The 12,061-nt window shown below is 70.8% G+C and carries 10 protein-coding genes; 7 read left to right on the top strand and 3 right to left on the bottom strand.

Going from position 1 to position 12,061, the window contains the following annotated elements; genetic code table 11:
• The first annotated feature begins 95 nt into the window (after nt 1-95).
• The 7 genes from hemH to dnaX are packed head-to-tail and all read left to right on the top strand — an operon-like array spanning nt 96 to nt 6,765.
• Nucleotides 96-1,043 carry a ferrochelatase gene (hemH, locus tag RAH39_RS07570; protein WP_306589476.1) on the top strand — a complete coding sequence of 316 codons (948 nt, stop codon included), beginning with the start codon at nt 96-98 and terminating at the stop codon, nt 1,041-1,043.
• Nucleotides 1,040-2,299 (top strand): protoporphyrinogen oxidase, encoded by a 1,260-nt coding sequence (gene hemG / locus RAH39_RS07565; protein ID WP_306589475.1) that lies wholly within the window; start codon nt 1,040-1,042, stop codon nt 2,297-2,299. Before hemH ends, hemG begins: the two co-directional genes overlap by 4 nt.
• A 46-nt stretch (nt 2,300-2,345) precedes the next feature.
• Nucleotides 2,346-3,209, top strand: coding sequence for a DUF481 domain-containing protein (locus RAH39_RS07560; RefSeq protein WP_306589474.1), 864 nt, complete (start codon nt 2,346-2,348; stop codon nt 3,207-3,209).
• 56 nt (nt 3,210-3,265) lie between these two features.
• Complete coding sequence (locus RAH39_RS07555; RefSeq protein ID WP_306589473.1) at nt 3,266-3,646, top strand: DUF2914 domain-containing protein; 381 nt, start codon at nt 3,266-3,268, stop codon at nt 3,644-3,646.
• Between the two features lie 35 nt (nt 3,647-3,681).
• Nucleotides 3,682-4,197 (top strand): DUF421 domain-containing protein, encoded by a 516-nt coding sequence (locus RAH39_RS07550; RefSeq protein WP_306589472.1) that lies wholly within the window; start codon nt 3,682-3,684, stop codon nt 4,195-4,197.
• A 30-nt stretch (nt 4,198-4,227) separates the two neighbouring features.
• On the top strand, nt 4,228-5,115 hold the full coding sequence (locus RAH39_RS07545) for an SPL family radical SAM protein (protein WP_306589471.1): 888 nt from the start codon (nt 4,228-4,230) through the stop codon (nt 5,113-5,115).
• Between the two features lie 51 nt (nt 5,116-5,166).
• Nucleotides 5,167-6,765, top strand: a complete 1,599-nt coding sequence (gene dnaX, locus RAH39_RS07540) for a DNA polymerase III subunit gamma/tau (RefSeq protein ID WP_306589470.1) — start codon at nt 5,167-5,169, stop codon at nt 6,763-6,765.
• On the opposite strand, the gene RAH39_RS07535 is transcribed toward dnaX, so the two are convergent.
• Genes RAH39_RS07535 through RAH39_RS07525 form a run of 3 tightly spaced genes read right to left on the bottom strand, consistent with a single transcriptional unit; the run spans nt 6,766 to nt 12,037 of the window.
• Nucleotides 6,766-6,987: a MoaD/ThiS family protein gene (locus RAH39_RS07535; RefSeq protein ID WP_306589469.1), complete on the bottom strand. Its 222-nt coding sequence runs from the start codon at nt 6,985-6,987 to the stop codon at nt 6,766-6,768.
• A gap of 4 nt (nt 6,988-6,991) precedes the next feature.
• A complete protein-coding gene (locus tag RAH39_RS07530) occupies nt 6,992-11,068 on the bottom strand; it encodes a translocation/assembly module TamB domain-containing protein (RefSeq protein ID WP_306589468.1) in 4,077 nt (1,358 codons plus the stop codon).
• Entirely contained in the window at nt 11,069-12,037 is a 969-nt protein-coding gene (locus RAH39_RS07525) for a serine/threonine protein kinase (protein ID WP_306589467.1), read from the bottom strand.
• Between the last annotated feature and the right edge of the window lie 24 nt (nt 12,038-12,061).

Below are 12,061 nucleotides of genomic sequence, written 5' to 3'. Positions count from 1 at the left end.
TGAGACATCCATTGTGATGCCGGCCTCGGGGGATCCGTGCCATCACAGGCTTCCGTGACGAAAGTTCACCCAGGTCTCGCGTATGGTGGAAGGCGATGCGAGACGCGGCGATCCTGCTCCTCAACCTGGGCGGTCCGGTGAACCTGGGCCAGGTGGAGCCCTTTCTGGGGGAGCTGTTCGGCGACCGGGAGTTGATCCGCCTTCCCGGGCCCGCGTGGCTCCAGCCCCCCTTCGCCCGGCTGATCGCCCGGTTGCGGGCTCCCGGCGCGCGCGGGCGCTACGCGGAGATCGGGGGCGGCTCGCCCCTGCTGCGGGAGAGCGCCTACCAGGCCGCGGCGCTGCGGAGCGCCCTCCGGGCCGCCGGCCGCCAGGAGGCCGTGAAGCTCTGCTTCCGCTACGCCGGGCCCCGGGCCGCGGGTCTCCTGAAGGCCCTCAAGGGGGACGGCATCCGCAAGCTCGTGCCGGTGACCCTCTACCCCCACGACTGCCGCGCCACCACCGGCTCCAGCCTGCGGGAACTGGCTGTGGAAGCCACGCGCGCGGGGATGGAACTGCTCCCCGGCGTGAATCACTACGCCACCGATCCCGACTATCTGGATGCCCTGGAGCGCCCGCTGCGGGCGGCCCTGGCCGAGCTTCCCGGCGCCACGGTGATCTTCAGCGCCCACAGCCTGCCCGTGCGGCAGATCGAGGCCGGCGATCCCTACGAGCGCGAGATCCGCGCCACCCGCGAAGCCCTGATCGCCCGCATCGGCGAGATTCCCGGCGGCTACATCCAGGCCTACCAGAGCCGCACGGGCCCCGTCCGCTGGCTGGAGCCGCCGCTGAAGGGCGTGCTGGAATCCATGGGCGGGCGGGACGTGATCGTGGTGCCCATGAGCTTCGTCAGCGAGCACATCGAGACCCTGCACGAGCTCGACATCGAATACCGCCACGTGGCGGACCAGGCGGGAATCCGCACCTACCGCCGCATTCCCGCGCCCGGCACCGACCCGGCCTACATCCGCTGCCTCACGCGGCGCGTCCTGGAGATCCTCCCATGAGCACTCTGATTCTCGGCGGCGGCGTGACGGGCCTGGCGGCCGCCTGGCATCTGCACCGGAAGGGCGAGTCCGTGGAGGTGTGGGAGGCGGATGGCGCCGTGGGCGGCTGGATGAAGACGCTTCCCTGGGAGGGCGGCCATTTCGAGACCGGCCCCCAGGGCGTGCTGTGGCAGAAGGGCACGGCCGTGGACCGGCTGTTCAGCGCCATCGACCTGCCTTTCCGGTCGCCGGGCACCGGCGCGCGCTGGGTCGGGAAGGGCGGGCGGCTGATCTCGGTCCCCGCTTCGCCGGTGGGCCTGATGACCTCGCCCCTGATGCCCCTGGGCGCCAAGCTGCGGATGATGCTGGAACCCTTCCAGCCGGTGCGTCCCGCGGAGCCGGAGGAGGGCCTCAGCGCCTTCGTGGCCCGGCGGCTGGGGAAGGGCGTGGCCACCGAGCTGCTGCCCGCCATGGTGGCCGGAGTCCTCGCCGCCCCCCCCGAGATCCTGTCCGTGGACGCCATCCCCAAGCTGCGCCAGTGGGAGTCCACCGGCAGCCTGGTGAACGGGATCCGCAAGGGCGGCGTGAGCCACATGGTCGTCCCCGAAGGCGGGATGGGCCAGTTGCCCCTGCGGCTCGCGGAGCGGCTTCCTGCCGTGCGGACCGGCCTGCGCGCGGAGCGCCTCGAGGCCCTGCCGGGCGGCCGCTGGCGCGCGACCGGCGGGGGCGAAGTCCGCGAGGCGGATCGCGTGGTCCTGGCGCTGCCCGCCTTCGAGGCGGCGGCTCTGCTCGGTTCCGTGGCGCCCCAGAGCGCCGACGCCCTGGCCTCGATCCCCTACACCTCCGTGGACCTCTGGCACAGCCGCCACGCGCCGCTGCCGGCGCTGAAGGACAGTTTCGGCTTCCTCATCCACCCGCCCGAGGGCCGCGGCTACTTGGGTTCGCTGGTGCCTTCGTGGATGGATCCCCAGAGCGCGCCGGAGGGCGTCATGCAGCTGCGGAGTTTCATCGGCGGCGCCTTCGGGAAGCCCGCGGACCTGGAGACCTGGGAGGGCGTCTTCGCCAGGCTGAAGCACTGGATCCCCGTCCTTGGCGATCCCTCCGCCACTCGCCACGAGCGGGCCGAGCGGGCCATTCCCCGTCCCGAACTGGGCCATCGCGCCCGGGTGAAGGCGGCGCTGGAAGGCCTGCCTGCCGGCGTGGACTGGCTGAGCAACGCCCGGTTCGGTCCCGGCGTGCGCGACATCCTCGAGGGGCTGGAGGTCTGGATCGGCTGACGTCGCGCCCGGCAGGCTGGTATGGTCTTTGGTTTTCGGAGATGTCATGCCGTCCGTCCGGGCTCCGTTCCTGCTGATTCCTCTGCTCCTTCCGTCCCTCCGGGCCCAGGACGCCGCGCCCAAGCGGCCCTGGTCGGACAAGGCGGCCCTCAGCTACGTGGCCGCCAGCGGCAACGCCTCCAGCCAGACCCTGGGCTTCTCCAACGAGTTCAAGTACACCTGGGACGCGGCGGCCTTCGCCTTCAACGCGGGCGGCGTGCGGGTGAGGACCACCACCGTCGAGCGGTCGGCCTCCGGCGCCACCCTCGCGGACACCACGGTGCTGGAGACGGACACCACCCAGACCAGCACCGAGACCTACTACGCCAACCTCCGGTACGACCACACCCTGACGCCGAGGCTGCAGTGGTTCGGGTCCACGGGCTGGGAGCGGAACATCCCCGCGGGCCTGGAAGCGCGCTACACCGGCCTCGTGGGGCTCGGCTACTGGTGGATCAAGCACGACCGGACCACCTTCTTCACGGACGCGGGCCTGGGGTACACGAAGGAGACGCCGGTCTTCCTGCCGCCGGGGACGGACGACCGCTTCGCCACGTTCCGCCTCGGGGCCAAGGTCGAGCGGAAACTGTTCGCCACGTCGGGCTTCACGTCCGAATTGAATGTCTCCGACAGCTTGCAGGACAGCCAGAACTACCTGGCGGTCTGGCGGAACGCCTTCACCACCACCCTGTCGAGCCGGCTGGCCCTGAAGGTCGGCTACGACGTGACCTACCGGAACAAGCCCGCTTCGGTGGGGGTGGATGTCGTCCAGACCCCCGTCGCCACGCCGCCCGTGATCCTCGGCCAGGCGCCCTTCCAGTTGAAGAAGACGGACACGGTCTTCACCACCTCGCTGGTGATCACGCTGTGAGGCCTGACAGATCCGGACGCGGGGCGCAGAATGGGGCCACCCTCCAAGGAGTTTCCATGCGCCAGATTCTCCTCCCCCTTCTCGTCTGCGCGGTCCTCGCCGCGCAGCCCGCTTCCAAGCCCTCCGCCGACGTGAAGGTCGGCACGGGCGTGGAGAAGCTGGAACTCCAGGGCGCCGCGTCCGAGTTCAAGGTGCCCGCGGGAACGAAGCTCTACGCCTGGACCAAGGTGGCGGGCGCCGCCGACAGCACCGTCACCGTGGTGTTCAGCCTGGATGGCCGCACCACCAAGCAGGAGCTGACCGTTCCCCGCTCGCCCTATCGCACGAACGCCTACCGCACCTTCCGGGCCGGGGACGCCGGGCGGTGGACGGTGAAGGTGCTCGGCGCGGATGGGGCGGAACTCGGCACCACCGACTTCACGGTGGAAATCCAGTAGGCAGGTCCCCGCACGCCGCTTTTCCCGGAGTTTCCATGCCCCACTTCGCCCTTCTCGATGGGCTGCCCGTTGCCGTCTCCATGTGGAAGCTGAACCAGCCTTGGTGGGAGTTCATCCTGCGCGGCGTGCTGGTCTACGGCTTCCTCCTGTTGATGCTCCGGCTCATGGGGAAGCGCGAGGTGGGCCAGATGGCGACCTTCGACCTGGTCCTCCTCCTGATCCTCAGCAACGCCGTGCAGAACAGCATGAACGCCGGCGACAACACCGTCCTGGGGGGCTTCCTGCTGGTGGGAGCGCTGATGGGGCTGAACGTGGTCGTCTCCTGGCTGACCTGGCGCAGCAAGCGGGTCGAGCGGGTCCTCGAGGGGGGTCCGCGGATCGTGATCCACCACGGCGTGATCAACCAGTCCGTCCTGGATTCGGAGCGGATCACCCACCACGAACTGATGGCCGCGGTCCGCCGCGCGGGGCTGGCGGACCTCGAGGGCGTGCGCGTGGCCATTCTCGAAACGAACGGGCAGATCAACGTCATTCCCAAGGAGGCCCCTTGACTTGGCGAATAAAAGGCGAAAAATGAGGGCATGACGCCCCTGCTGCTGCCTTCGGATCCCCCGCCGCTGTTCCGGGATCTCCAGGTGGAACCGGAAGAGGCGCGCTCCATCCTCCGGCCCCAGAAGAACGACGGGTACGGCTTCGGATTCGCGCTGAGCCCCTATCGGGGATGCGCCCACGGCTGCCGCTACTGCTACGTCCGGGAATACCCCAACGCCCTGCACGGACCCGAGGACTGGGGCGGATGGGTCTCCCCCAAGCTGAACGCTCCCGAGCTGCTGTGGTCCCAGCGGCACCGCCTGCACAACGAGCGGGTATTCATGGCCTCGGCCACCGATCCCTACCAGCCCCTGGAGCGGGACTACCGGCTCACCCGGCGCTGCCTGGAAGTCCTGCTGCTGTGCCCCACCACGCGGGTGATCATTCACACGCGCTCGCCGCTCGTGCTCCAGGACCTCGACCTGCTGCGGAGCTTCGGAAACCGGCTGTCCGTGGGCTTCTCCATTCCCACCGACGACGACACCGTGAGGCAGGCGGTGGAACTGCGGGCCCCGGCCATTCCCAGCCGCTGGGCGGCCATGGAGCGGCTGGCGCGGGCGGGCATCCGCGTCACCGCGGCGGTCGCGCCCCTGCTGGCGGTCCACGACGCGCGGACCTTCGCCCGGCGGGCCCGCGCCAGCGGGGCGCAAGGCGCCTGGGTGGGAAGCCTGCGGCTGCTGAAGCGGGATCCCTTCTACGGCCTCCTGGCCGAGCACGGCTGGCTGAAGGTGCTCGACCCGGCCTATGCCGACGAGGTGCGCCAGGCTTTCCACGAGGTGTTTCCGCCGCCCCGCGAGGTCCGCGAACGGCCCGTCAAGGCCGCACCGCCGCCTCCGCCGCCGGTGCGCCAGCCGGGCCTCTTCGACAAGGTCGGCTGAGCGGGCTCCGACCGGCGCAAACGGCACCCCTTGTGGGAGACTGGAATCGCCATGACCACCCTCGCGCTCAAGTACCGCCCCCGCCTCCTTTCCGACCTCGTGGGGCAGGAGGGCAGCGTGAAGGCCCTGGCCAACGCCCTGAAGCGGGCGAAGGAGAGCGGCCGGATCCACCAGGCCTACCTGTTCGCGGGCGTGCGCGGGACGGGAAAGACCAGCACGGCCCGCATCCTGGCGCGGGCGCTCAACTGCGCGGAGGGCCCCACGGCCACGCCCTGCGGGGTGTGCGACTCCTGCCGCGCCGCCGAGCGACCGGACCAGAACCTGGACATCGTCGAGATCGACGCCGCCAGCCGGGCGTCCGTCGCCGACGCCCGGGCGCTGCGCGAGCAGGTGCAGACCCGGCCGGCCTTCTGCCGCTACCGGGTCTACATCATCGACGAAGTCCACATGCTCAGCACCGAGGCCTTCAACGCCCTGCTGAAGGTCATCGAGGAACCGCCGCCCCACGCGATCTTCGTCCTCGCCACCACCGAACTCCAGGACGTGCCGGACACCATCAAGAGCCGCGTCCAGATCTTCCCCTTCCGCCTCATTCCCGTGGGCCTGATCGAAGGCCGCCTGCGGCACGTCTGCGACCAGGAGGGCGTGACGGTGGAGGGCGGCAGCCTGCGCCTCGTGGCCGAAGCGGGGCAGGGGTCCATGCGCGACGCCCTCACCATCCTCGACCGCGTCATCGCCGCCGGGGACGGCACGGTCCAGGAAGAGGCCGTCCGCGAGCAGCTGGGAATCGTGAGCGCCCACCTCGTCCAGGGCGTGATGTCCGCCCTGGCCATCGGCGACACCGCCGCCCTGGTGGAGGCCTGCCGGGAACTGTCGGAGCAGGGGGCGGACTGGGCCACCTTCTGGCGGGAGTTGGTCCTGGCCTTCCGGGATCGCCTGGAGGAGGAGGCCCGCGCCGCCCGGGGCCCCCAGGAACTGCTGCGGTGGGCCCGGATGCTCCAGCTGCTCCTGAACCGGGAGCGCGACCTCCGGGACACCAGCCTGCCGCGGGTGGTGGTGGAGCTGGCGCTGGTGACCGCCGCCCAACTGCCCCATCTCGCGCCGCTGGACGCCTTGGTTTCGGGCGCCGCAGCGGGCGCGCCGAGACCGGCCGCGGCCCCGCCGCCGGTCCCTTCCCGGGCTCCTCAGGTCGCGCCGGCGCCTGAGGGGCCTCGCAGGCCCGCGCCGGCCCCGACCTCTGCGGTTCCGCGTCCGTTTGCGCCCTCTCCCGCACCCCCGGCTGTCGGAACGTCCGCCCAGCTTCGCCACCTCTGCGGCGAGGCGCTGGGCCGGGTGCCGGGCCTCCGCACCCTGGGCACCGCGCCCCAGATGGCCACGGACCTGCGCTGGGAGGCGCCGGTGCTGCGCTTCCGCTTTCCCGCCAACGTCCGCCAGACACTCCAGGAACTGGAGCGGGAAAAGGCCAATCCGCACGTTCTGGCCGCCCTGGCGGCGGTTCTCCCCGGGCTGAAGGAACTGGAGATCCGCTTCGACGACGAGGCCGCGGCCGCTTCCGACCGCCCCGAGGATCGCCTGCGCCGGGAACCGGCCTTCCAGGAACTGCTGCGCCTCAGCGGCGGCGAAGTGCTGGAGATCCGGCGGGAAGGCTGATCATCCGCCCGACACCGGCGGCATGAGGGCCACTTCGTCGCCGTCCGCCAGAGGGGTGCTGCGCGGGGCGAAGCTCTGGTTCACGGCGAACAGGGCGTCCGGGGGCAGGGCGGCGAAGCGGGGATCCGCCAGGAGATCGGCGAGGGTCCGGGCGGCAGGCACCTGCACTTCGCCGAACCCCAGCAGGTCGCGGTACCGGGCGAAGCACTTCACGGTGATCATGGGCCTACCTCGGGCTCCAGTTGTGGCGGATCTCGCCGGAGGGGTTGAGGCCCGCGCCTCCCCCCGAACTGGCGCCGAGCTGGAGGATGATGTTTCCGAAGCGCCATTCCACCTGGCCGGAGGTGATGCTGAGTTCCCCGCTCTTCTTGTGGGAGACCACGAAGGCGCTGCGCTGCCCCAGGAGGTTGAAGCTCTTCCCGAAGGTGACTTCGGTTTCGCTGGTGCCGAGGCTGGTGGTGCGGAGGGCCACGTTCACCCGGTCCAGGCCGAGGCTCTTGCGCAGCTGCTCCTGGAAGGGCGCGAAGGCCAGGGTGGAGATCAGGCCCGAGCCCGCGCTGGCGAGGCCCGAGGTGATCGCGCCCTGGGTGGTGCCGGAGGAGGTCGCCGCCGTGCCCACGTTCGCCACGTTTCCGGGATTGATGAGGATGGCCACGATCTCGTCCTGCCGCAGGCTGGGCGTGGAACTGGGGACGATGGCGAGGTTGCTCAGGGTCCCGTGGATGTCCAGGTTCACCGTGTAGCCGGGGATGGAGTTGATGCTGCCCTGGAGGTTGATCATGGGATCCAGCGGCCGGGCCTCGGAGAAGGCCAGGGAGCCGCTGTTCACGACCATGTCGCCGGCGGGGAAGATGTTGGTGATCCGTCCCCCGGGCTGGAAGACCATCGTCCCCTTGGGCACGGGATGGGCCAGGGTTCCCAGCACCTGGAAGGCGCTTTCCGTGCGGCCCTCCAGTTTCAGGAGGTTGGTGTCGAAGCTCCAGGGGTTCCGCAGGTCCAGTTCCAGGTCGAGGCGGATGCGGTCCAGGGGATCGTCGGGGTCCAGCCCCACCAGCCCCCCGGTGTCGCTGAGGGCGCTGCGGAGGATGAGATCCGCCAGCTTGATCTCGCTCTGGTAGGTCACCCGGTCCGCCCGCAGGCGGCCCTTGAGCAGCCCGCCGTCCCGGTTCCCCTCCAGGGTGGCGCGGAGAGTCCCCTGAAGGTCGAGTCCATCCGGCAGGTCCCGCAGCTGGAAGTTGGCGAGGGCCGCCTTCAGGGTGTAGGTGTCGAGCCCTCCCAGGCGCCAGGCGAGATCGCCGGAGAGCCGCAGGTCCCCATGGGCCAGGGTTCCCCGCAGAGGGTTGTTCTCCGGCAGGGAGATGATCCGGTCCTTGAAGACCAGATCCGCCCGCAAATCTTCCACGCCCTGGTAGCCGCGCAGGTTGGCCCGGCCGTTCTCCAGGGACAGGGTGCCGTCCAGGCGCGGATCCAGGTAGGTCCCATGGGCCCGCAGGTCCAGGCGGCCCAGGCCCTCCACCCGAAGTTCGGACAGGAGGTTGTACTCGTCCACTTCCATCACCCGGTCGAGGATGCTCTTGAGGTGGGCGAGGTTCGCGGTCCCCAGCAGCCGCACGTCGAGGGGCGCCGACGGGAAGAAGGGGAGGCTGCCCGTGATGCGCAGCCCCGCAGCCTGCGCGGGGGCGTCAGCGGGGTTGCGGCCGCGCCCCTCCAGGGCGATGTCCACGTCCGCGCCGGCGGCGGTGCCGCGGAGGACGGAGGTGCCCACCCGCTGCAGCTCGAAGGCGGGGAATCGCGCCGTGAGCTGATCCAGGGAGCCGCTCCAGCGCAGATCCTGGCCATTCCAGCGGCCCTGGAACCGGGCGGCCAGGCCCAGGTCCTCCATGAGGTCCTCGCTGAGACTGCGGGCCAGATTCTCGGTGTGGGCGCTGGCCGGAGAGACCTGGACCGCGGCTTCTCCTACCAGCTCCGCGCCCTCCTGCCGGAGGCGGGCGGTCAGGAGGGGTTCGGCCATGCCCTCCAGTCCAAGGCGGGTCTCCAACCGGCCGCCCTCCAGGCTCAGCGAGCCCTCCAGCCCTTCCTGGCTGCGGGGACCGAAGAAGATCCGGCCGCGGCTCCAGCGGACGCTGCCCTCCGGAAGGTCGAAGGGGCCGAAGGGCGCGACGATGGGCCCTAGCAGCCGGGCGTCCACCTGGGCCTGGATCCGCGGTCCCGGTAGGGCCAGGAGCTGCGAATCCACCCGTCCGGCCAGCTCCACGCGCCAGGTGCGGCGGTCGAAATCCATGTCCGCGCGGCCCTTCAAGGCCAGCGCGCCCTCGGGGGCCGCGGCGGGCGATCCCAATTGCTCGGGGCGCTCGGCGATCCGGACGTCTTCGAGCCGAAGCCGCAGGTTCGCGATGTCCATCGAGAAATCGGAGGAGGCGGCGGGGACCTGGATTCCGTAGACCTGGCCGGCCTCGGCCTGGGCGGCGCCCCACATCTGGATGCGGTCGTAGGGGCCCTGGAGGCGCACCCAGCCGCTGCCAGTGCCGGTGATGGGCAGATCGCCGAGATCTGCCGCCTTGAGGCCCTCGGCCGCGGGAAGGCGGAAGGCGGTGTAGCACATGTCCATCTGCGACTCGCCGGGCAGGGTCTTCCGCCAGGTGAGCCACAGGTCGCCGCTGCCGCGGCCTTCATCCTTGGTCAGCTCGATGCCCTTGACCCACAGGTCCGAGTCCCGGATCTCCACCTGGGCCCGGAGGGCGTCGACCCGGGCGCCGTGCCAGCGGGGGGCGGCCACCTCGACGGATCCCTCCAGCTCCAGCCCTGGCCCCTTGCTCCACCGGACCTTCGCCTGGGCGTGGGTCGGGCCTTCCATATCGAGGTCCACGATCTTCCACGCGCGAAGCGATTCCGCGACCTGGGCCGCGTTCACCTCCGCCCGTCCCTCGCCATCGAGACGGACGAGGCCGCGGGGGCCGAAGGTGGCGTGGCCCGTTCCCGACAGCTTCAGGGCCTCCAGATCCAGGTTGAGGGAAGGGAGGACCGCCTTTCCCCCTTCCAGGGACGCCCGCAGGCCGCCGGCTTCCCGTCCCCCCTGGGTGAAGGCCGCCCGGGCGGTGGCCCGCCACCGGTCGAAGCGCGCGAGGGTGGCCGGATCCTGGGGGCCCTGGACCTGGGCGTCGAGGGTGGCCCGGACGCCGCGCAGCTCGGGGGCGTGGAGCGCCTGGCCCACCGCTTCCAGATCGATGCCGCGGGCCTGGAGCGAGGCTTCGAGAGGAACCTTCCGCGACCAGGTGCCGTGGGCCTCCAGCTCGCCCTGGGGAGAACTCCAGTGGACGCGCTCTACGCGGACGGCCTCCAGCCCCCCGCTGGCCCGGGCTTCGAACCGGCCGGGCTGGAAGGCGCGATGGGCGGGGCGGAGATCCGATCCCTCCACCTTGAGGGTGCCCTGGGGCGCGGGCAGCGGCCCGGCCACCGTGGCGTCCACGGTGAGGGCGCCTTCGATGGGGGGAGGGACGTTCCCCCACCGGGCAGCCTGCGCCAGGTTCACGGCGCCGGCGAGGTGGGCTTCCAGGCGCCCGGGCGTCGATGCGGTTCCGCCCTCGAAGCGCCCGCTGATGATGGCCCGGCTGTCACCCAGACTGAGCGCGGCTTGCTGCACCTGGACGAAGGTTTCGGAGACTTCGCCGCTCAGGTCCAGGCGGCCGTGTTCCCAGCCGGCCGGTCCCTGGATGGACAGTACGGGGCCGTTCAGCTCCACCCACAGGCGGTTGGGGCCGTGGCCCGTGGCCTTCAGCCCGAAGTGGTAGTGGAGCGCGGGGATGGTTCCCAGGGCCCGGGGAATCTCGATGTCCCCCTCGGTAAGGGTCAGGAGGTCCAACCGCACCTGGGGCAGGGGGCCCTTGCGGGGAGGATGCTCTTTCAGTTTGATCTGGGCGAGCCCCGCTTCCGTCAGTCGGAGCCGGGGGTGATCGGCCCGGAGGGCGAAGATCCGCGGGGAACGGGAGAACAGGGATGCGAAATCCGCCCGCAGCTCGAGGCGCTGGATCGTCAGCAAATCTCCGCCCAGGCGGATGTCCCGCACGACCACCGATCCGAGGGCGGGGTGGAGTTCCAGGTCGCCGATGGCCAGGGAAAGGCCGGTCTCCTCCCGCACCAGGCCATCCAGCTTGGTCATCGCCCAGCGGAGGACGGAGGACCGGGTGGCGACCCAGGGCGCCACCACCAGGATTCCGGTTCCGGCCACCAGCACGTAGGACACGCGGCGCACCCAGCGGCGGCTCCACAGCCGTCCCACTGCGGGCTTCAGGGAACTCCAGGCCACCTAGGTCCTCTCCCCGCAGTTGGGGCAGGTCGTGGCCATGCGGGGAAGTTGGCGGTAGCAGAAGCGGCAGAGGCGGGCCTGGGTGACCGCGCGCAGCGTCGCGTGGGGGCCGGACGTGCTGGAGGAGAGGACCGCGGTGCCCAGCGGCCGGGTTTCGCGGGCCACGTTGTCCTTGAGGCGGCGAAGGGCCTCCAGGAAGGCCTGGGCGGAGAGGTAGCGTTCACCCAGGTTCACCGCCAGAGCCCGCATCACCACTTCGGAGAAGGCCTTCGGCACCGCGGCGTTCCGCAAGTGCGGGGCGGGAATCTGCTGGCTGGTGAAGGCCTGGGCGATCTTCAACGGATCGGCGTCGTAGAAGGGCACCGTGCCCGTCAGCATCTCGTAGAGCGTGATCCCCAGGGACCACAGGTCCGACTGGAACACGGCCCGGCCGCGGAAGTGCTCCGGCGCCATGTAGGGGGGCGAGCCGATCCGGGTGGGGGCGAAGGGGACGTGCTGCATCTCCAGCACGCGAGAGGTGCCGAAATCCGTGACCTTGGCCACGCCCTCGCGGTTCACCAGGATGTTGGCGGGCCGCAGGTCCCGGTGCAGGATCTGGTGGCCGTGGGCGAAGGCGATGGCGCTGCACACGTCCACGCCGATCTCCAGGGCGCGGGTGGGCGGCAGGGCGCGCTCCCGGCGGATCATTCGATCCAGGCTCTCGCCTTCCACGTACTCCAGCACCATGAAGAAGATCCCGTTCTTCCGCTCCACCGTGATCAGCTCAACGATGTTCGGGTGCTTCAGGCCCGCCATGATGCGGGGCTCCTTCAGCAGGTCGACGATCTCGTCCTCCTGCTGGTGCGGCACCTTGAGCGCCACCTTCCGGTTCACCCAGGTGTCGATGGCGAGGTACACGGCGCCGAATCCGCCGGACCCGAGGCGATCCAGGATCTGGTATTTGCCCAGGGTCTGGTCCTTGGAAAGCACGGGCGCGGGCTCCGAAACGATGGG

This window comes from Geothrix sp. 21YS21S-4, assembly GCF_030845995.1.
GTDB lineage: Bacteria > Acidobacteriota > Holophagae > Holophagales > Holophagaceae > Geothrix.
The sequence above is the reverse complement of the archived record's forward strand: the minus strand, read 5'-3'. Positions and strand labels throughout refer to the sequence as shown.

Excerpts from the sequence above, each read along its gene's own strand:
- hemH (WP_306589476.1), top strand. The coding sequence starts at position 96 with ATGCGAGACGCGGCGATCCTGCTCCTCAACCTGGGCGGTCCGGTGAAC.
- dnaX (WP_306589470.1), top strand. The coding sequence starts at position 5,167 with ATGACCACCCTCGCGCTCAAGTACCGCCCCCGCCTCCTTTCCGACCTC.
- RAH39_RS07560 (WP_306589474.1), top strand. The coding sequence starts at position 2,346 with ATGCCGTCCGTCCGGGCTCCGTTCCTGCTGATTCCTCTGCTCCTTCCG.
- RAH39_RS07555 (WP_306589473.1), top strand. The coding sequence starts at position 3,266 with ATGCGCCAGATTCTCCTCCCCCTTCTCGTCTGCGCGGTCCTCGCCGCG.
- RAH39_RS07545 (WP_306589471.1), top strand. The coding sequence starts at position 4,228 with ATGACGCCCCTGCTGCTGCCTTCGGATCCCCCGCCGCTGTTCCGGGAT.
- hemG (WP_306589475.1), top strand. The coding sequence starts at position 1,040 with ATGAGCACTCTGATTCTCGGCGGCGGCGTGACGGGCCTGGCGGCCGCC.
- RAH39_RS07550 (WP_306589472.1), top strand. The coding sequence starts at position 3,682 with ATGCCCCACTTCGCCCTTCTCGATGGGCTGCCCGTTGCCGTCTCCATG.
- RAH39_RS07535 (WP_306589469.1), bottom strand. The coding sequence starts at position 6,987 with ATGATCACCGTGAAGTGCTTCGCCCGGTACCGCGACCTGCTGGGGTTC.